Source organism: Streptomyces viridochromogenes, assembly GCF_001270495.1.
Lineage (GTDB): Bacteria > Actinomycetota > Actinomycetes > Streptomycetales > Streptomycetaceae > Streptomyces > Streptomyces viridochromogenes_A.
Window position 1 is genome coordinate 133675 of sequence record NZ_LGUR01000106.1, and the last position, 18224, is coordinate 151898.

General features: G+C 71.0%; 20 protein-coding genes. 12 read left to right on the plus strand and 8 right to left on the minus strand.

The features are described 5' to 3' along the window. Positions 1–20: 20 nt before the first annotated feature. The gene (locus tag ADK36_RS11455) at positions 21–989 is read right to left on the minus strand and encodes a diacylglycerol/lipid kinase family protein (protein WP_053197214.1); all 969 of its coding nucleotides are present in this window, start codon (positions 987–989) and stop codon (positions 21–23) included. A 283-nt stretch (positions 990–1272) separates the two neighbouring features. Here ADK36_RS11455 and ADK36_RS11460 point away from each other — a divergent pair, with 283 nt between their 5' ends. After that, on the plus strand, positions 1273–1719 hold the full coding sequence (locus tag ADK36_RS11460; RefSeq protein WP_048582080.1) for a hypothetical protein: 447 nt from the start codon (positions 1273–1275) through the stop codon (positions 1717–1719). A gap of 54 nt (positions 1720–1773) precedes the next feature. Here the strand turns inward: ADK36_RS11460 and ADK36_RS11465 are convergent, their stop codons facing one another. The 3 genes from ADK36_RS11465 to ADK36_RS46100 form a co-directional block, all read right to left on the minus strand. Continuing rightward, entirely contained in the window at positions 1774–2904 is a 1131-nt protein-coding gene (locus tag ADK36_RS11465; protein ID WP_078916259.1) for an RNA polymerase sigma factor SigF, read from the minus strand. A 17-nt stretch (positions 2905–2921) separates the two neighbouring features. After that, positions 2922–3335 (minus strand): anti-sigma regulatory factor, encoded by a 414-nt coding sequence (locus tag ADK36_RS11470; protein WP_004925829.1) that lies wholly within the window; start codon positions 3333–3335, stop codon positions 2922–2924. 249 nt (positions 3336–3584) lie between these two features. After that, positions 3585–3845 (minus strand): UBP-type zinc finger domain-containing protein, encoded by a 261-nt coding sequence (locus tag ADK36_RS46100; protein ID WP_078916258.1) that lies wholly within the window; start codon positions 3843–3845, stop codon positions 3585–3587. A 62-nt stretch (positions 3846–3907) separates the two neighbouring features. On the opposite strand from ADK36_RS46100, the gene ADK36_RS11475 reads away from it, so the two are divergent. Next, complete coding sequence (locus ADK36_RS11475; protein WP_048582079.1) at positions 3908–5503, plus strand: Na+/H+ antiporter; 1596 nt, start codon at positions 3908–3910, stop codon at positions 5501–5503. Here the strand turns inward: ADK36_RS11475 and ADK36_RS11480 are convergent. Then, positions 5485–6402, minus strand: a complete 918-nt coding sequence (locus tag ADK36_RS11480; RefSeq protein WP_048582078.1) for a 1-aminocyclopropane-1-carboxylate deaminase/D-cysteine desulfhydrase — start codon at positions 6400–6402, stop codon at positions 5485–5487. The two genes, ADK36_RS11475 and ADK36_RS11480, sit on opposite strands and share 19 nt — an antisense overlap. A 65-nt stretch (positions 6403–6467) precedes the next feature. Further along, on the minus strand, positions 6468–7058 hold the full coding sequence (locus ADK36_RS11485) for an N-acetylmuramoyl-L-alanine amidase (RefSeq protein WP_199830150.1): 591 nt from the start codon (positions 7056–7058) through the stop codon (positions 6468–6470). A gap of 329 nt (positions 7059–7387) precedes the next feature. Here ADK36_RS11485 and ADK36_RS11490 point away from each other — a divergent pair, with 329 nt between their 5' ends. The 8 genes from ADK36_RS11490 to ADK36_RS11525 all read left to right on the plus strand — a co-directional run bounded on the left by ADK36_RS11490 (position 7388) and on the right by ADK36_RS11525 (position 14099). Beyond that, a complete protein-coding gene (locus ADK36_RS11490; protein WP_048582077.1) occupies positions 7388–8794 on the plus strand; it encodes a family 2B encapsulin nanocompartment shell protein in 1407 nt (468 codons plus the stop codon). A gap of 141 nt (positions 8795–8935) precedes the next feature. Continuing rightward, the gene (locus ADK36_RS11495; protein ID WP_048582076.1) at positions 8936–10075 is read left to right on the plus strand and encodes a family 2 encapsulin nanocompartment cargo protein polyprenyl transferase; all 1140 of its coding nucleotides are present in this window, start codon (positions 8936–8938) and stop codon (positions 10073–10075) included. Between the two features lie 321 nt (positions 10076–10396). Next, positions 10397–10990 carry a GNAT family N-acetyltransferase gene (locus ADK36_RS11500; RefSeq protein ID WP_053197249.1) on the plus strand — a complete coding sequence of 198 codons (594 nt, stop codon included), beginning with the start codon at positions 10397–10399 and terminating at the stop codon, positions 10988–10990. A 139-nt stretch (positions 10991–11129) separates the two neighbouring features. Beyond that, on the plus strand, positions 11130–11714 hold the full coding sequence (locus tag ADK36_RS11505) for a dihydrofolate reductase family protein (protein WP_053197217.1): 585 nt from the start codon (positions 11130–11132) through the stop codon (positions 11712–11714). Positions 11715–11740: 26 nt separating this feature from the next. Further along, positions 11741–11968, plus strand: a complete 228-nt coding sequence (locus ADK36_RS11510) for a hypothetical protein (RefSeq protein WP_048582073.1) — start codon at positions 11741–11743, stop codon at positions 11966–11968. Positions 11969–12063: 95 nt separating this feature from the next. After that, positions 12064–12477, plus strand: a complete 414-nt coding sequence (locus ADK36_RS11515) for a YciI family protein (protein ID WP_048582072.1) — start codon at positions 12064–12066, stop codon at positions 12475–12477. Between the two features lie 53 nt (positions 12478–12530). Then, on the plus strand, positions 12531–13757 hold the full coding sequence (locus tag ADK36_RS11520; RefSeq protein WP_053197219.1) for an RNA polymerase sigma factor: 1227 nt from the start codon (positions 12531–12533) through the stop codon (positions 13755–13757). 9 nt (positions 13758–13766) lie between these two features. After that, positions 13767–14099: a DUF952 domain-containing protein gene (locus ADK36_RS11525; RefSeq protein ID WP_048582070.1), complete on the plus strand. Its 333-nt coding sequence runs from the start codon at positions 13767–13769 to the stop codon at positions 14097–14099. A gap of 40 nt (positions 14100–14139) precedes the next feature. Here the strand turns inward: ADK36_RS11525 and ADK36_RS11530 are convergent, their stop codons facing one another. Further along, on the minus strand, positions 14140–14886 hold the full coding sequence (locus ADK36_RS11530; protein ID WP_053197221.1) for a VOC family protein: 747 nt from the start codon (positions 14884–14886) through the stop codon (positions 14140–14142). A 220-nt stretch (positions 14887–15106) separates the two neighbouring features. Between ADK36_RS11530 and ADK36_RS11535 the strand changes: the two genes are divergently transcribed. Together ADK36_RS11535 and ADK36_RS11540 are read left to right on the plus strand one after the other, a co-directional pair. After that, on the plus strand, positions 15107–16261 hold the full coding sequence (locus ADK36_RS11535) for an inorganic phosphate transporter (protein WP_048582068.1): 1155 nt from the start codon (positions 15107–15109) through the stop codon (positions 16259–16261). Positions 16262–16304: 43 nt separating this feature from the next. After that, entirely contained in the window at positions 16305–16538 is a 234-nt protein-coding gene (locus ADK36_RS11540) for a hypothetical protein (RefSeq protein ID WP_048582067.1), read from the plus strand. A gap of 172 nt (positions 16539–16710) precedes the next feature. Here the strand turns inward: ADK36_RS11540 and ADK36_RS11545 are convergent, their stop codons facing one another. Beyond that, on the minus strand, positions 16711–17988 hold the full coding sequence (locus ADK36_RS11545; RefSeq protein ID WP_425315452.1) for a glycosyltransferase family 39 protein: 1278 nt from the start codon (positions 17986–17988) through the stop codon (positions 16711–16713). Between the last annotated feature and the right edge of the window lie 236 nt (positions 17989–18224).

Genomic DNA, 18224 nt, shown 5'->3' on the forward strand with positions numbered 1-18224 from the left:
AGGACTTTAGCCCGTTCCGCTCACACAATCACACGCAGTGCACGGCGTACGCCTGTGAACGTCACGCTCGTACGCAGCCCGAGGTGGTCGCCGTCCATCTGAAGGGGCAACGGGACCTTCGAATGCAAGGTGAACTGGTCCAGGTCGTGGAGCGTGACGGCATGCTTGCCGCGGGCCCCGCGCTCGGGGGACGAAGTGAGCAACTGGGTCGCATACCGGGCAACCGCGACCGTGGACATACGGCTGAGACCGAGTACGTCGAGGCCGGTATCGAACGACGCCTTAGGTGCCGCGTACACCGGGCGATTGAGTAGATACGTCCATGGAGCGGTGTTGCAGACTATGGACAGCACCAAATCGGTCACCGGGTCCTGGCCCGGACGCTCCAGGGTGATCGTGCCGTGCCTGCGGTTGGGCTCCTGGAGGAACTGGCGCAGCACCTGGCGCAGGTAAAGGGCGGGTGTGGATTTCTTGCCCCGCTCGCGCTGCTGCTCGACCCGGCCGATCACGCCCGCGTCGAAGCCGAGTCCCGCGCAGAAGGTGAACCATCTGCCCGGCACCGCCTCGTCCTCGGTGCCCGGCGTGCCCGCCGCGATGCCCATGCCGACGGTGCGTTCTCTGCCCTCGCGCAGGGCGTCGAGCAGGACGCCGGTCGCTTCCACGGCGTCGTTGGGCAGGCCGAGGGCGCGGGCGAAGACGTTGGTGGAGCCGCCGGGGACCACGGCGAGGCGGGGGAGGCGGTCGGGGTCGGGGCCGCTGTGCAACAGTCCGTTGACGACCTCGTTCACGGTGCCGTCGCCGCCGAGGGCGACCACCAGGTCGACGTCGTCGCTGTCCGCGGCCTGTCGGCCCAGGTCGCGCGCGTGGCCGCGGTACTCGGTGGTGACCGCCTCAAGTTTCATCTCGCTGGCGAGCGCATGGATCAGGACATCGCGCGTACGTGCGCTTGTGGTGGTTGCTGCCGGATTGACCACGAGAAGTGCACGCATGACTGGCAGCGTACCTACTGGGGGGTACCGGGGCACAGGTCGAGGTGGGGATCTAGTAAGAGATCGGGCGTGAGCCTCGACACGGGGGGACTCCGTCGGTTGGGCCGCAGTTGTTGATGCCGTTCGCCGAAACGTGGCCGGCGTCGGCGCGGGCCCTGAAGGGGCCTCGTCCTCAAACGCCGGACGGGCTGGAATGAGGCGACCGGCGCGGGCTGAATGTCGCCTACCGGCGTAGGTCAGGTGCTGGCGGGAGCTCGTGAATTCGGAGGACTACCCTGCAGGGGTGACCAAGGAACAGACCTCCACCACCCCGGAAACCGCCGGTCCGCGTCCGCGTCGGCTGACGTATGCGGCGGTACTCACCGCGCTGGAAGGGCTGGGGCTCGCCGTGGGGGGTGTCTGGGTGCTCGTGCTGGGGCTGACCGGGGATCCGGACGGTCGGCAGCAGGCCGTCACCCTCGGGGTGACGCTGGTGGTTCTCGCTCTGCTGCCGTTGCTCGCCGCGCGGGGGCTGTTCGCTCAGCGGAGCTGGAGTCGTGGGCCGTCTGTGATCACGCAGATTCTGGCCCTGCCGGTGGCTTACAGCCTGCTTCAGGCCGACAGCATCGCGATTCCGGCGGGCATCGCGATCGCCGTGGTCGCGATCGCCACGCTCGTGCTTCTGATCAACCAGGAGACGACCCAGGCCCTCGGGATCCGGGGGCCCGGTAGCGCGCCTGATCAGAAGTAGTCGAGTAGTCGGCTGAAGGCTGATCAGGAGTGATCGGGGGCTCCGACGCCGCCGTCACTCCTCTACCAGCAGCTTTTCCCGCAGCTGCGCCAGTGTGCGCGCCAGCAGCCGGGACACGTGCATCTGGGAGATGCCGACCTCCTGCGCGATCTGCGACTGGGTCATGTTGCCGAAGAAGCGCAGCAACAGGATCCGCTTCTCGCGCGGCGGGAGGTCTTCGAGCAGCGGCTTCAGCGACTCGCGGTACTCGACGCCCTCCAGCGCCTCGTCCTCAGCGCCGAGGGTGTCCGCTACCGCCGGGGACTCGTCGTCCGTGTCGGGGACGTCCAGGGACAGCGTGGAATACGCGTTGGCGGACTCCAGGCCCTCCAGGACCTCCTCCTCCGAGATCGCCAGCTTCTCGGCGAGCTCATGGACCGTGGGGGAGCGGCCGTGCTGCTGGGACAGCTCGGCCGTGGCGGTCGTCAGGGCGAGGCGCAGCTCCTGGAGCCTGCGCGGAACGCGGACCGCCCAGCCCTTGTCCCGGAAGTGACGCTTGATCTCGCCGACGACCGTCGGGGTCGCGTACGTCGAGAACTCGACGCCACGCTCCGGGTCGAAGCGGTCGACCGACTTGATCAGGCCGATGGTGGCGACCTGGGTGAGGTCGTCGAGCGGCTCGCCGCGGTTGCGGAAGCGGCGCGCGAGGTGCTCGACGAGCGGCAGGTGCATCCGGACCAGCCGGTTGCGAAGCTCCGCGTACTCGGCGCTGCCGTCCTGGAGCTTGCGCAGCTCGATGAACATGGCGCGCGCCCCGCTGCGGTCCTGAGGGTCGTGCTGCGTGGCCTGCACGCTGTGCGCGCTCATCGCCTCGTCCCCGACGTTTCGCTGGTGCTCGCTCATCGTCCCGCCCGTTGCCCTCTCCCGAGCCCTCGCCTCCACGCGGACTGGGGAGACCCCGATCCGCCCGCCCGGAGGCGCGCCCTGCACGGCACCTTCGTCATCCCGTCCGTCGGCCAGGAAGCCGGCCTCCACGGAGTCGTCCTCCGGGTGCGGCCGGGCCTGCTCGGGGATGCCGTCGACGCCGTCCGCCATGCGCCGGGAACCGTTCGGACCGCTCGGGCCCGCCCCCAGGCTCTCGGCTTCGTCCGAGTGGGGGGCAGTGCCGTCCGGCAGCTCCCGTGTGCCGCGCTCTTCGTCACGCACCGGCCCGTCCCCTGTCCTCACGCCGGCCCGGGTCCCGCGCCGCGCTGTTTGTAGAGGCTGATCGAAACGGTTTTGTCCTCGTCCACGGCGGAGGAGACCTTGCCCGCGAGGGCCGACAAGACGGTCCAGGCGAAGGTGTCCCTGGAGGGAGCGTGGCCGTCCGTGGTCGGGGCCGAGACGGTGACCTCGAGTGAGTCGTCGACGAGGCGGAAGACACAGCTGAGCACCGAGCCGGGCACGGCCTGCTGAAGCAGGATCGCGCAGGCCTCGTCCACCGCGATGCGCAGGTCCTCGATCTCGTCGAGGGTGAAGTCCAAACGGGCCGCGAGGCCGGCAGTCGCCGTACGCAGCACCGACAGGTAGGCACCCGCGGCCGGCAGCCGGACTTCCACGAAGTCCTGGGTCGCGGGCTCGCCTGCGATCTGGGACACCCTCACCTCCAAGGTGGTACAAGCTTCTCGGGGCCGAGGGTCGCCCCCCGGGGTAACGCGATGTGTGGTTCAGCGGTGACGCTATCGCGCTCTGAACTTTCCTGTCCCCAGGACCCCAACCCCTTGCCGTCACTCACAGTAAACCTGTGGACACGCTCCGTGTCTAGGGGTCTGCGGCTCCAATTGGGAAGAGCGCGCGCCGGGTTGACGTACCCAGACGTCAGACGGTCGAACCGTCCGGATCCAGGGTCACACGAGTACGTGGTCGACGAAGCACCAACGCCATTCCTCGCCCGGCTCGAAGGTCCGCATCACCGGGTGACCGGATTCCTTGTGGTGTTCTGTCGCATGCCTCCCCGGCGAGGAGTCGCAGCAGCCGACGTGCCCGCAGCTGAGACAGAGCCTCAGCTGTACGGGGTGCATGCCTTCCGCCAGACACTCCGGACACGTCTCGTTCAGCGCCACGGGTTCCGGGTGGGGCAGCGCGTCGGCGTGCGTGCACTGTTTCATGATTGCCAGGTTACGACGGCCGCGAGGATGGCCGCGCGGAAAAACGAGGGCGGGCGAGAAGCATGGACGTGATGCCGCTGCTGTTGCTGGTGGCGGGGAGCGCCGCCGTGGCCGCGGCCGGTCGGCGGTCGCCCGTGCCGGCGCCGCTGCTGCTGGTCGCCGCCGGGCTCGCCGTGTCGTACCTGCCGGGCGTGCCCGAGTACACCCTCGACCCGCACATCGTCCTGCCGCTGGTGCTGCCCCCGCTGCTGCACAGTGCCGCGACGGACAGCTCGTATCTCGATCTGCGCGCTCAGCTGCGGCCCGTGATGCTGCTGTCGGTCGGGTACGTCCTCTTCGCGACCTTCGCCGTCGGCTGGGTCGCCTACCTCGTCGTACCGGATCTGCCGCTGACGGCGGCGCTGGTGCTGGGCGCTGTGGTGGCGCCGCCGGACGCGGTCGCCGCGACGGCTGTGGCGCGCCGGGTGGGGCTGCCGTCCCGGATCACCACGATCCTCCAGGGCGAGTCCCTCGTGAACGACGCCACCGCGATCACCGCATACCGGGTCGCACTCGCGGCGGCCGTCGGCGAGGGCGCCACCTGGGCCGGCGGGATCGGTGAGTTCCTGCTCGCGGCGGTCGGCGGCATCGGGTTCGGGGTGGTGCTGATGGTGCCGATCCACTGGCTGCGCACGCACGTGAAGGAGGCGCTGCTGCAGAACACCCTCTCCCTCCTGATCCCGTTCGTCGCCTACGCGGCCGCCGAGCAGGTGCACGCCTCCGGAGTGCTGGCGGTCGTCGTGGTCGCGCTGTACCTGGGGCACCGCGCGTGGGAGGTCGACTTCGCCACCCGGCTCCAGGAGGAGGCGGTGTGGAAGATGGTCGCGTTCGTGCTGGAGTCGGCGGTGTTCGCGCTGATCGGACTGCAACTGCCGGTGGTCCTGAAGGGCCTCGGGGAGTACGAGGGCGGTCGCGCCGCCTGGTACGCGGTCGCCGTGTTCCTCGTGGTCGTCGTCTCGCGGTTCGTGTGGGTGTATCCGGCGACGTTCCTGCCGCGCATGATGTCGGCGCGGATCAGGGAACGCGAGGGCGGCCTGACCTGGAAGGCGCCGTTCGTCATCTCCTGGGCCGGGATGCGCGGCGTGGTCTCGCTGGCGATCGCCTTCTCGATCCCGCTCACGGTGCATGGCGGCGAGGAGTTCCCCGAGCGCAACCTGATCCTCTTCCTGACCTTCACCACGGTCATCGGCACGCTCGTAGTCCAGGGCGTGACACTGCCGCCCCTGATCCACCTGCTGAAGCTCCCCGGCCGGGACGCGCAGGCCGAGACCCTCGCCGAGGCCAACGCCCAGGCGCAGGCCTCCCGGGCCGCCGAACGCCGGCTGGAGGAGCTCCTCGCCGACGAACGCAACGCCCTCCCCGCCCCCCTCGCAGACCGTCTGCGAGCGGTCCTGGAGCGGCGCCGCAACTCTGTCTGGGAACGGCTGGGCCAGGCCAATCCCGTCACCGGCGAGTCCGTCGACGACACCTACCGGCGGCTGTCCCGCGAGGTGATCGGCGCCGAGCGCGCGGTGTTCGTGAAGCTGCGGGACGGTCGCTATATCGACGACGAGATGCTGCGGACGCTGCTGCGCAGGCTGGACCTGGAGGAGGCGGCGGCCTATCGGGAGGCGGGGTGAGGGGCGAACGGGGCCCCGGTGACGACCGCCGCGACCGTCGTGCCGGGAGGGAAGGCCCCCTCCTCGGCAAGGGCGACAAGTCCGTACAGCAACTTGGCGACATAAAGACGCTCGACGGGCACCCCGTGCCGTTCCTCGAAGTCCTCGGCGAAGGCATCGAGTTCCGGTGTCGTACGGGCGTATCCGCCGAAGTGGAACCGCTCGTCGAGCCGCCAGTCGCCCCGCGGCCCGCCGAACGCCTCGGCCTGTAGCTCCCGTATGTCGTCCGCCAGGAAGCCGCCCTTGAGGACCGGAACGCCCAGGGCCCGCCGGCCGGGGCCGAGCCCGGCGGCCAGGCCCGCCAGCGTGCCGCCCGTGCCGCACGCGACCGCGACCACGTCGGCCCGCCCGCGCAGCTCCTCGCCGAGCGCCCGGCACCCTCGTACGGCAAGGGCGTTGCTGCCGCCTTCCGGGACGACGTACGCCCCCTGCGCATCCGCCGCGCGCAGGACGGCCGCCAGCGTTTCCGGTTCGGTCTTGCGGCGGTACGTCGACCTGTCGACGAAATGGAGCCGCATACCGTCGGCCACGCAGCGTGCCAGCGACGGGTTGAGGGGGCGGTCGGCCAGCTCCTGGCCGCGGACCACGCCGACCGTGGGGAGCCCGAGGAGGCGGCCCGCGGCGGCGGTGGCGCGCAGGTGGTTGGAGTAGGCGCCGCCGAACGTGACGACCGTACGGCCCTCCGCGGCGGCCAGGTTCGGTGCGAGCTTGCGCCACTTGTTGCCGATCAGCTCCGGGTGGATCAGGTCGTCGCGCTTGAGGAGCAGACGGACGCCGTGCCGCGTGAACCGCTCGTCCGCCGACTCCTGTACGGGGGAGGGGAGCCGGGGGTGGAGGGCCGTGAGATCGGGGCTGGTCACCTGGTCATTGTCGCCCGGCCCCACGGTTTCGGCTGCCCTGCCTCACCAGCACACCCGCTGCCGCCCTACCGCAGACGCTCCCGGATCCGCTCCCGCATCGACGCCATGGTGAACCCGCGCGGATCCACCTTTCCGGGCTGCCACTCCAGGTGCCCGATCACCGAGCGCTCCGTCCACCCGTGATGGCGGCAGACGGCCGCCGAGACCCGCTCGATCGCCTCCAGTTGGGGCTCCGGCCACGGGTCCTTTCCGTCACCCAGGTTCTCGCACTCGAAGCCGTAGAAGTGGCGGTTGCCGTCGGTGTTGGCCTCGTTGTCGGCAGGCAGGGCCGTTTCCGCGATGACCGCGCGCAGGACGTCGTCGTCGCCGAGGCCGGCGTGGTTGGCGCGGCCGTAGCCGACCAGGTGGACCCTGCCGTCCTTGGTGATGACGCCGTGGCAGAGCGGGCCCGGCAGCCCCTCGTAGCCGTTGCGGCAGAGCTCCACCGTGTGCGCGCTGCCCTTGGTCACCGTGTGGTGGATCATCACGCCGTGGACGGGGCCCCACGGGCCCACATGATTGCGGTTGTGGTGCTCCCAGTCGCCGACCTCGACGACCGTCGCGCCCTCTGCCCTGAGTCTCTCCAGGAATCTGCTCGCGGACATGGGTGAGGCCATGGCCGCCTCCTTCACGCCGTACGCCGGCCGCCGTGCGCGGCCGGCTCGTATCGGTGCTTTACCGAAAACGGGCAGAGAGGACTCCTCGCATCGCACGGTGTGCGATGCGTTTCGGACAAGCGGCGTGTCGCGTACGGGACGACCGTCGCATTCGTGCGAGTCGGCGTGACGACTGGACAAGGTCCCCCTATTTGCCCAGCGGACGGTGATCCATTCCCGCTCTTTCGGGTAATAGCACCGGCGCCCCATGTAATGCAAGGCTCGGTCGTGGAGATCGCGATGTGCGGCGCCAGAGGGGTGCCGGTGCACGACCGGGAGGGCAATTCCTTATGTCGGTAGGCGAAGAGGTCCGCAGCGAGCAGGGCCAGCCGCAGCAGAGTCTCGGCACGGCGGCCGCGCGGAACCTGGCCACCACGACCAAGTCCGCACCTCAGATGCAGGAGATCAGCTCCCGCTGGCTGCTGCGGATGCTGCCCTGGGTGAATGTGCAGGGCGGCACGTACCGGGTGAACCGGCGTCTGACCTACGCCGTGGGGGACGGGCGTATCACGTTCGTGAAGACGGGCGACCGGGTCGAGGTCGTCCCGGCCGAGCTGACCGAACTGCCGGCCTTGCGGTCGTACGAGGACGAGGACGTGCTCTCCGAGCTCGCCCAGCGCTGCCAGCAGCGGGAGTTCCCGGCGGGCACCGTGATCGCCTCGTTCGGCAGCCAGACCGACGAGGTGTACCTGCTGGCACACGGCAGGGTGGAGAAGCTCGGCACCGGCCCCTACGGGGAGGACGAGTCCCTGGGCGTCCTCGCCGACGGCGCCTACCTCGGTGAGCAGGCGCTGCTCGACGCCGATGCCATCTGGGAGTACACGGTCCGCGCGGTCACCGCCTGCACGGTGCTCGTACTGCCCCGCCAGGACGTCGAACAGGTCGCGGAGCGCGCCGAGTCGCTCAGCGGTCACCTCGAGCAGCTGCGGGCGATCCCCTCGCAGCGCACCAACAGGTACGGCGAGAAGGAGGTCGACCTCGCGGCCGGCCACAGCGGCGAGCCGGACATCCCGCACACCTTCGTCGACTACGAGGCCCGGCCCCGTGAGTACGAACTGAGCATCGCCCAGACCGTGCTGCGCATCCACACGCGCGTGGCCGACCTGTACAACCAGCCGATGAACCAGACCGAGCAGCAGCTGCGGCTGACGGTCGAGGCGCTGAAGGAGCGCCAGGAGCACGAGCTCATCAACAACCGCGAGTTCGGTCTGCTCAACAACTGCGAGTACGACCAGCGGCTCCAGCCGCACGACGGTGTGCCCAGCCCCGACGACATGGACGAGCTGCTCTGCCGGCGGCGCGGCACCAAGCTGTTCCTCGCCCACCCGCGCGCGATCTCCGCGTTCGGGCGGGAGCTGAACAAGCGCGGGCTCGTTCCCGAGACCATCGAGATGGCCGGGAACCGCATCCCGACCTGGCGCGGGGTGCCGATCTTCCCCTGCAACAAGATCCCGGTCACCGACGCCCGTACGACGTCGATCATCGCCATGCGTACAGGCGAGGCGGAGCAGGGCGTCATCGGGTTGCAGCAGGCGGGCATCCCGGACGAGATCGAGCCGAGCCTGTCCTGCCGCTTCATGGGCATCAACGAACAGGCCATCATCAAGTACCTGGTGACCGCCTACTACTCGGCCGCGGTCCTGGTGCCGGACGCCCTCGGTGTGCTGGAGAACGTCGAGATCGGGCGCTGGCGGTGACCCTGCCCTCCCGGGCCCTCTCCGCCCGACCTGTGGCCGGGCGTGCGCCGTGTCCGGAGTCCCGCGCGTGGGTGGACCCTCCGGGGAGGCGCCGAGCCGTAGCGCAAGGGCCACTGTCCGCCGACTCTCCGAGGCGATGCCATGGGTGAGTTCATGACGGAGACGCAGGCGCGTCCCGCCGGGGCGCGGCCGTCCACCGAGACGCTCGAAAGGCGGACTCCCATCGCGACCGACGGGGACGGCGCTCCGGGTCCGCTCGACGGGCCCGAGGCGGCGGCGATCCTGGAGCGTGCCCGGGCCACGGTCTACCCCGAACTGCGCGCCGCCGTCGAGACGTTGCCGCCTTCCATGCGGCGGATCGCGCGCTACCACTTCGGCTGGGAGCACGCGGACGGCACCCCCGCGGCGGGCAACGCGGGCAAGGCGATCCGTCCCGCCCTCGTCCTCACCGCGGCCGCCGCACTCGGCGGGCCGAGGGCACGGGCGGCGGCCGTACGGGCGGCGGTGGCGGTCGAACTGGTCCACAACTTCACGCTGTTGCACGACGACGTGATGGACCGGGACACCACCCGCCGGCACCGGCCCACCGCATGGACCGTGTTCGGCGACGCCGACGCGATCCTCGGCGGGGACGCCCTCCAGGCACTGGCCCTGCGGCTGCTCGCCGAGGACCCGCACCCGGCGTCCGCCGCGGCCGCCGCCCGCCTCGCGACCTGCGTCGTCGAGCTGTGCGCCGGCCAGCAGGCCGACACGGCGATGGAGAAGCGGAGCCCCGGCGAGGTCGGCCTCGACGAGGTGCTCGTCATGGCCGAGGCCAAGACCGGAGCGCTGCTGGGGTGTGCCTGCGCCCTCGGCGCGCTGTACGCGAGCGCGGCGGACGAGGACGTGGCGGCGCTGGACGCGTTCGGCCGGGAGGCCGGGCTCGCCTTCCAGCTCATCGACGACGTGATCGGTATATGGGGCGACCCGAGCCGCACCGGCAAGCCGGCCGGCGCGGACCTGGCCGCCCGCAAGAAGTCCCTGCCGGTCGTCGCCGCGCTGACCTCCGGTGGTCCGGCGGCGGCGGAACTGGCAGCGCTGTACGAAGTGCCGTACGACAAGGAGGACTTGCAGCGGACCGCGCTCGCCGTCGAGCGGGCGGGCGGTCGCGACTGGGCACAGACCCAGGCCGCCGAGCGGATGGCCCACGCCATGCAGGAACTGGCCCGCGCGGTGCCCGACCCGGAGGAGGCGGGCGGACTGCTGGCCCTGGCCGAGTTCGTGACGCGGCGCAGCAACTGAGGCCGCGGTGAACGAGCCGGTGAACGAGATCGCGGCGAACGAGATCGCGGTGAAAGAGACCGGGGCGGCGGACGGCCGTAGTGCCCGATGCGGCGCCGGCCGAGGGCCGTGAAGACTCCGGAGCACCCGGGGTCGTACGGTTCCTGACCCCGTACGGCCGCCGAGCTGCTTCGGACCGGCGGGTCCCGCACATCCCCACGGTGTGCGGGGCCCGCCTCCGCGTGTGTCGACCGGATCTCGACAGAATCGCCCCACGGACGGCACGCGCGCCCCTATCGCCCTACGATCAAGGCCAGTTGACGCGAAGGGGTGGGGGAGAAGATGGGCGTGGCGATCCGGACGGCGGGCGAGGGGGACCGGGAGCTGGTGGTCCGGCTGCTGGACGCGGCCTTCCAGGACGATCTGGTCAGCGGCTGGGTGTTCCCGGGCGCGGAGCACCGCCGGACCACCCATCCCAAGCTCATGGCGGCGTTCGCCGACATCGTGCGTGCCGAGGGTCGCATCGACGTCACCGAGGACGGCACGGCGTGCGCGCTGTGGCTCTCCATACCGGCCGAAGAGCGGGACCACGACGACGAAGGGCCCGCGCGGCTGCGTGCGGCCGTCGACCCGGAGAACGAGCGCATAGAGCTGATCGCCCGGCTGACGGACGGTATCCACCCGGTGGGCCGCGCGCACGCTTACCTGTGGATGATCGCCACGGCGCCCGAGCGTCAGGGCGAGGGGTACGGCACCGCGCTCATCAACGCGGCCCTGGACCGCTGCGACCGGGAGGGACTGCCCGCCTATCTGGAGGCGACCAGCGGCCGCAGCCGGAAGCTGTACGAGCGCCTCGGCTTCGAGCTGAAGGGGCAGCCCCTCGACCTTCCGGACGGCCCGCGGATGTGGCCGATGTGGCGCGAGCCGCGCGGCTGAGCCAAGGCGTTTCGGAATCCCCTCTCCCACTTTCACCCGGTCCCGAAATGCGCTTGCAACCACTACAAGTGACGTACTACAACTGAAGCACTACAATCGCAGTGGTTGACCAGCCCGAGGAACAAGAAAAGAGACCGGCTTGCGAAAGCTCACCTACTTCATCGCCTGTTCGATCGACGGCTTCATCGGAGACCCGAGCGGAGACGGGTCGGCGATGCTCGCCTTCGTCGACGAGGAGTACCTGGCCTTCCTCAAGAGCGAATACCCGGAGACCCTGCCGACCCATGGCCGTCGGGCGTTCGGCCTCGAAGACCTGGAGAACAAGGGGTTCGACACGATCATCCAGGGCCGGGGCAGCTACGACCTGGCCCTGAAGGAGGGCATCACCAGCCCCTACGCCCACCTGCGCGAGTACGTGGCCTCACGCACCCTGACCGAGTCGCCCGACCCGAACGTCGAGATCATCGGCGACGACCTGGTCGCCAAGGTGCGCGAACTCAAGGCCGAGGACGGCGACTTGGGGATCTACCTGTGCGGCGGCTCGCAGATCGCGGGTGAACTGATCGACGAGATCGACGAACTCGTCGTCAAGACCTACCCCATCGTGTACGGCACCGGCATGCCGATGTTCGGCTCGGACTTCGCCGTCTCGGAGTTCACGCTGGGCGAGGTGCGGACGTTCGGCAACGGCGCCGTGGTGCGTACGTACAGCAGGAAGCGCTGAGCCGTCTCCCGCCCTACTCTGAGGACATGGGCAGCGAAGAGCACCAGCACCACTGTCCCGACTGCGGACAGCCCGTCGAAACGGTCGTCAAGCGCCACAAGACGCTGGGCGCATGGGTCCCCACCTGGGTGGCCGGACCGTGCCGGAACCCCGAGTGCGACGCCTACGCCGAGAGCGTCGCCCAGCACGGGGAGCACGGGGAACATCACGGGCACCACGAGCGGCCCGAGCCACCCGCCGCGAAAAACTCCTGAACCTCGTGTCGAGAATCCCGGGCCGGCTCCGACGTCCCCTGTGAGAGCCGCCGAGACCGGTGGCCCGAGCCGACGGAAACCGAAGGAGCGGACTGATGAAGTACCTGGTCATGGTGCAGGGCACCCAGGCGGACTACGAGGCGATGCAGGGCAAGGCGTCGGAGCACTCGGTGGCCTGGAGCCAGGAGGACGTCCAGGCGATGTACGCCTTCATGAGCGACCTCAACAACGATCTCGCCGAGACCGGCGAGATGGTCGACGGGCAGGGGCTGGCCGAACCCGCGAAGACGCGGCACGTCACCCTGGGCGACGACGGCAAGGCGGTGATCACCGACGGCCCGTACAGCGAGACCAAGGAACTGCTGGCGGGCTACTGGGTCCTGGACTGCGCGAGCCTGGAGCGGGTCACCGAGATCGCCGAGCGCGTCCTCAGCTGCCCCCAGCCCGCCGGAGCCCCTGTCTACCCGGTGGTCATCCGGCCCATCGACGACGGCTCCGGGGACATCTGAGCCGTACGCACCCCGCTGAGCCGTACGAACCCCGCGGGAGCGCCGCACCCGACATGAGTGTCACACCGGAGACCGAGGACCTGCTGCGCCGCCACGCGCCGCAGGTCCTCGGCGCGCTGGTGCGGCGGTACGGCCACTTCGGCACCGCCGAGGACGCCGTACAGGAGGCCCTGGTCGCGGCGGCCGAGCAGTGGCCGCGGGCCGGTGTCCCGGACAATCCGCGCGGTTGGCTGATCAAGGTCGCGGCGCGCCGGCTGACCGACGCCCTGCGCGCGGAGGAAGCGCGCCGGGCCCGTGAGGAGAAGGTCGCGGCGCTGTCGCCACGGGACGCCTTCACCGCCCCGCCGCCGGGCGCGGACCGTGCGCCCCGCGAGGACGACACCCTCACCCTGCTCTTCCTCTGCTGCCACCCGAACCTCGCCCCGCCCGCCCAGATCGCCCTCACCCTGCGCGCCGTCGGCGGCCTGACCACGGCGGAGATCGCCCGCGCGTACCTGGTCCCCGAGGCGACCATGGCCCAGCGCATCAGCCGGGCCAAGCAGAAGGTCCGCGGGGTGCGCTTCGGACGCCCCGACCACTGGGAGGACCGGCTGCCCGCGGTCCTCCAGACGCTGTACCTGATCTTCAACGAGGGCTATACGGCGACCTCGGGCGCGAGCCTCCAGCGGCGGGACCTCGCCGGCGAGGCGATCCGGCTGACCCGCGAGGTCCAGCGGCTTCTCCCCGACCACGGCGAGGTGGCCGGCCTGCTCGCCCTGATGCTGCTCACGGACGCCCGCCGCGACGCGCGCACCGGCCCGCACGGCGAGCTCGTCCCCCTGGACGAACAGGACCGCGACCGCTGGGACAGGGCCGCGATCGACGAGGGCGTCGCCCTGGTCACCGGCGCCCTCTCCCGGGGCCGCGCCGGCCCGTACCAGCTGCGCGCCGCCATCGCCGCCGTCCACGACGAGGCACCCTCCGCTCAGGAGACCGACTGGCAGGAGATCCTCGGCCTCTACGACATCCTCGTACACCTCGTCCCCGGCCCCGTCGAGCGGCTCAACCGCGCGGTCGCCGTGGCCATGGTCCAGGGGCCGCACGCGGGGCTCGCCGAACTGGACGCGCTGGAGAGGGAGTTGGGGGCCGGGCACCGGCTGGACGCGGTGCGCGGGCACCTTCTGGAGCGGGCGGGCGCGCACGACGAGGCCCGCGCCGCCTATGAATCCGCCGCCGCCAAGACCCTGAGCCTGCCGGAGCAGCGCTATTTGCACGCGCGGGCGACACGGTTGAAGCCGTAGCGTGGACCCATGCCCGAACGCACGTTCATCCTCCACATCACCGAGCGCTCCCTGTGGGACGCGGCCCGCGAGCGCGGCACGTACGAGATGTCGACCCGTGGCCGCACCCTCCGGGAGGAGGGCTTCATCCACTGCTCGACCCGCGCCCAACTCGCACCCGTGGCCGCCTTCCTGTACGGCTCCTACGACGGCCCCGACGAACTCGTGGTGCTGGTCGTGGACCCCGCGCGGCTCGACGCGCCCGTGAAGTACGAGGCTCCGGAGCCCGGGGGCGAGGAGTTCCCCCATGTGTACGGGCCCATTCCGGTGGACGCGGTGGTGGACGTGGAGCCGTGGGGGTGACGCCCCCGCAGGGACGCTGCCGAGCCGTCGTCCGACCTGCTCAGGAGTGGTGTTCGGGCAGGCCGCCCGTCTCCGGGTCCCGTCCCGTCAGGCAGTAGACGCCGCCCGCCGGATCGCGCATCACCGTCCAGTGAGGGCCCTGAGCGACGAAGGCCGCGCCCAGTTCCTCGTGCCGGACGCGGGTCGCCGCGATGTCCGCGCAGGCCAGGTCCAGATGGGCGGAGGCGGGCCGCTCCTCGCCGAGCCGCTGGAGCAGGATGCGGACGGGCAGCCCGGCCGGGGGCCTGAGCACATGGAACTCGGGGCGGGAGCCGGGCGCCGACGCCCACCCGGTCAGGAGAGCACTCCAGAAGGCGACTTCGTCGTCGTACAGCGAGGGCGGTACGTCGACGCAGACCTGGTCGAGCCGGCTGCCGTGCACCACGGGTGGCCGTACCGTCTCTCCGTGCCACGGCACGGCACAGAACAACTGCCCGGCGGGTGAGCGCAGTACGGCCCACCCCTCGTGCTCGGCGGCGATCTCCGCGCCCCGCCGAAGCGCCGACTTCACGCATTCCGCTACGTCGTCCACGGCGAAGTCGAGATGCGCGCCCCCGGCGCCCGAGTCGACGCCTTGGACCTTCACGTAGGCGTCGGCGCCGCCGCCCGGCAGCAGCGTCACGAACTCACCTTGCTCACCCCGGAGTTCGGACAGCCGCGTGTCCGTCACCGCGGTCCAGAAGGCGTGGGCCCGGGAGAAGGACGCGGCGGGGCGGTCGACGAAGGCGTAGGTCCAGCGGATGCTCATGGGGCGATCGTAGATCCGGCGCCGCGGGCACGGGCTCGGCCGTCTGCCACAGGCGTACGGCGCCGGCAGGGTTCGCCACGCCGGGTTCGACACGCAGGGTTCGCCACGCCGGGTTCACCACTTCGGCTTCGCAGGACCCTTACCAACCGCGCGCCGACTCCTGGGACACGCTTTGCCGTCGGTTCGCCGCGAATTGGCCCGCGCTTGTTTGCATTGGGGAATGGACCACATCACGTTCCTGGTGGCGGTCGTCATCGTGACGGCCCTGGCCTTCGACTTCACCAACGGATTCCACGACACGGCGAACGCGATGGCCACGTCCATCGCCACGGGGGCGCTCAGACCGAAGACGGCGGTACTCATCAGCGGCGTCCTGAACGTCGTCGGTGCCTTCCTGTCCACCGAGGTCGCCAAGACGATCTCCGGCGGCATCGTGGACGACGCACTCGTCTCCCCGGGCATGATCTTCGCCGGGCTCGTCGGGGCGATTCTGTGGAATCTGCTCACCTGGCTGGTCGGGCTGCCGTCCAGCTCGTCGCACGCACTGTTCGGCGGGCTGATCGGGGCCGTCTGGGTGGGCGCGGGGTCGCACGGCGTGCACTTTGACAAGGTTGTCGAGAAGGTGCTGATCCCGGCGGTGGCCTCGCCGATCGTGGCGGGGGTCGCGGCGCTGCTGGCCACGTTCCTGGCGTACAAGCTCACCGCTCGCGCCCGCAGCCAGTCCGTCACCAAGGGCTTCCGCGTCGGCCAGATCGCCTCGGCCTCCCTCGTGTCCCTGGCGCACGGCACCAACGACGCGCAGAAGACGATGGGCGTCATCACGCTGACCCTGATCTCGGCGGGCGCGCTGGGTCACGACGCGGGCCCGCCCTTCTGGGTGATCGCCTCGGCCGGCCTGGCCATCGGCCTCGGCACCTACCTCGGCGGCTGGCGGATCATCCGCACGATGGGCAAGGGCCTGACGGAGATCCAGTCCCCGCAGGGCTTCGCCGCCGAGACCGCCTCCACGACGGTCATCCTCACCTCGGCCCACCTGGGCTTCGCCCTGTCCACCACGCAGGTCGCCTCGGGCAGCATCCTCGGCGCGGGCCTGGGCCGCCGCCTGGCGGAGGTCCGGTGGGGGGTGGCCGGTCGCATGGTCGTGGCCTGGATGGTCACCCTGCCCGCCGCCGCACTCGTCGGCGGCGTCTCGGCGAGCGTCGTCAAGCACGGCGGCAACGTCGGTACGGCCGTGGTCGCCCTGGTCGGCGCGGCGGTGGCCGCCGGGATCGTGCTCGTCTCCCGGCGCAACCCGGTGTCCGCGCACAACGTCAACGACACCCACGAGGTCGCGGTCCGCGGCACGGAGCCGACGAAGGTCGGTACGGCCGCCTGAGACGTGGCCGACTGAGGCCGCATGAGACAAGGGAGTTCACATCATGAACCTCGACTGGACCGCGCTCGGCCAGGTCGCCGCGGTGAGCCTCGCCGTGACCGTGGCCGTGGTCGCCGTCTTCGCCTTCGGCGTGCTGGGCCTGGCCCGCTACGAAGGGACGCGTGAGGAGGGCGGGGCCACCTCCGGCGTGGGCCTGGCGCAGGCCGGGCTGTGCTTCGTCGCCTGCGCGGCGGTGGTGTTGTACGGGATCTATCTGATCGTGCCGCAGTTCCACTGACGGATCCCGATGTGCAGGGCACAGGGCACTGAGCACAGGGCCCGGCCGGAGAACCGGCCGGGCCCTTTCGCGACTGACCGCAGCCGACTGTGACTGACTGCGACTGACCGCAGCCGCCCGCGGTCGACTGCGGTTGCCCGTTGCCCGTTGCCCGTTGCCCGTTGCCCGTCGCTCAGAGCCGCTGCTCGTAGGCCGTCACGCGGCGCCCGCGGACCTGTACGTCCGCCACCACCCTGAAGTGCTCCTTCAGCACGGCGGTCTTCGTTCTGTCCCGCTCGGCCGACACCGGCCGGGCCACCGCGGGCACGTCGGTGACCAGCAGTATGCGCCGGTGTGCCAACATCGCGCTCCGTATCCGGTCCGGGCCGGCTTCCTCGCCCTTCAACGTCCCCGACGCCATCGGGTCCTCCGCCAGGGCGACGTCCGTCAGCCCGGCGAAGTGGTAGGGGGAGACCAGCGCCGTGTCGCGCCGGGCCGCCGGTATGAAGACCACCGCGTCCCCGTCCTGCTTCAGCCGCCGTACATCGGCCGCCACCGCCAGCACGTCGTCCACCCGGCTCGACGGAGCCCGCTTGGCCAGCGACTGGGGCAACAGGGCGACGACCGCCACGGTGACCACGAGCGGGACGAGCCAGGGAGCCGCTCTCGGAAACCGCGGCCCGGCTGCCCGTACGGCCGTACCCAGCGCCGTGCCGATCAGCAGGGCCAGCCCGAGCATGCTGAACAGTACGTAGCGGTCCAGGAAGAGCGGGCGGACCAGGGAGACCCCGATGAGGCCGAGTTGCGGCACGGCCAGCAGCGGCACCCCGACGGCCGCCACCGACAGCCGTCCCGCGTGCGGCCGGTCCAGCAGGGCGCCGAGTCCGCCGATCGCCAGCAGGATCGCCGGGCCGATCAGCATGTGCCAGGTCAGCGGCGGTATCCAGGACACCTGGGCGGCCTGACGCCGGCTGAAAAGGATCAACGGCAGTACGGCCGCCACGGCGACTGTCGCGGCCACCGCCCAGCAGGTCCGGGTCCGGCGCCGGGCACGCACCCGGAGCAGGGTCGCCAGGTGGGCGGGCAGGATCAGCAGGGACAGCCAGTTGAGCAGGCCGCAGGCCGCGAGTGTGGCGCCGTAGGCAACCCAGTGCACCGCTCGGCCACGGCCCTCCAGGACGGTCACCAGCAACAGGGTCGCGATCCCGGCCCCGGCCGTGATCAGCGCGTACGGCCGGCCCTCCTGGAGATAGAACTGCACGGCCGGAAGCAGCCCGAACGCGAGCCCTCCCGCCAGGCCCGCCCAGACCCCGGCCAGCCGTTGACCGATGACCGTCACGCAGGCCGCCGCCACCGCCATGGCCAGCACGGAGGGCAGCCGCAGGGCCGTGGTGCCGGCGCCGAAGCACTCGAAGACTCCGTGCATCAGCAGGTAGTAGAGCCCGTGTACGACGTCGACCTGCCCCAGCATGTGCCAGATGTCGGCGGTGGACCGCCGGGCCACCTGCCAGGTCGCGGCCTCATCCCGCCAGACACTGCCCTGCCGGGACAGCCCCCACAGTCCGAGGGCGAGGGTCCACAGCAGCGGGATCGGCCAGAGAGGCAGGCGGCGGCGCAGGGGGTTCTCCAGGGGGCATCGGCATTCCGTCCGGCGGGGGCCGGCCGGGCCGCTGGGTGATGCGGTCCCCTGATGTGGTCCCTACTCGC

Bases quoted from the DNA above. Each gene is read 5' to 3' on its own strand.
- ADK36_RS11455 (WP_053197214.1), bottom strand. From the start codon at position 989: ATGCGTGCACTTCTCGTGGTCAATCCGGCAGCAACCACCACAAGCGCA.
- ADK36_RS46100 (WP_078916258.1), bottom strand. From the start codon at position 3,845: ATGAAACAGTGCACGCACGCCGACGCGCTGCCCCACCCGGAACCCGTG.
- ADK36_RS11475 (WP_048582079.1), top strand. From the start codon at position 3,908: ATGGACGTGATGCCGCTGCTGTTGCTGGTGGCGGGGAGCGCCGCCGTG.
- ADK36_RS11485 (WP_199830150.1), bottom strand. From the start codon at position 7,058: ATGGCCTCACCCATGTCCGCGAGCAGATTCCTGGAGAGACTCAGGGCA.
- ADK36_RS11490 (WP_048582077.1), top strand. From the start codon at position 7,388: ATGTCGGTAGGCGAAGAGGTCCGCAGCGAGCAGGGCCAGCCGCAGCAG.
- ADK36_RS11495 (WP_048582076.1), top strand. From the start codon at position 8,936: ATGGGTGAGTTCATGACGGAGACGCAGGCGCGTCCCGCCGGGGCGCGG.
- ADK36_RS11500 (WP_053197249.1), top strand. From the start codon at position 10,397: ATGGGCGTGGCGATCCGGACGGCGGGCGAGGGGGACCGGGAGCTGGTG.
- ADK36_RS11510 (WP_048582073.1), top strand. From the start codon at position 11,741: ATGGGCAGCGAAGAGCACCAGCACCACTGTCCCGACTGCGGACAGCCC.
- ADK36_RS11515 (WP_048582072.1), top strand. From the start codon at position 12,064: ATGAAGTACCTGGTCATGGTGCAGGGCACCCAGGCGGACTACGAGGCG.
- ADK36_RS11520 (WP_053197219.1), top strand. From the start codon at position 12,531: ATGAGTGTCACACCGGAGACCGAGGACCTGCTGCGCCGCCACGCGCCG.
- ADK36_RS11525 (WP_048582070.1), top strand. From the start codon at position 13,767: ATGCCCGAACGCACGTTCATCCTCCACATCACCGAGCGCTCCCTGTGG.
- ADK36_RS11530 (WP_053197221.1), bottom strand. From the start codon at position 14,886: ATGAGCATCCGCTGGACCTACGCCTTCGTCGACCGCCCCGCCGCGTCC.
- ADK36_RS11535 (WP_048582068.1), top strand. From the start codon at position 15,107: ATGGACCACATCACGTTCCTGGTGGCGGTCGTCATCGTGACGGCCCTG.
- ADK36_RS11540 (WP_048582067.1), top strand. From the start codon at position 16,305: ATGAACCTCGACTGGACCGCGCTCGGCCAGGTCGCCGCGGTGAGCCTC.
- ADK36_RS11545 (WP_425315452.1), bottom strand. From the start codon at position 17,988: ATGCTGGGGCAGGTCGACGTCGTACACGGGCTCTACTACCTGCTGATG.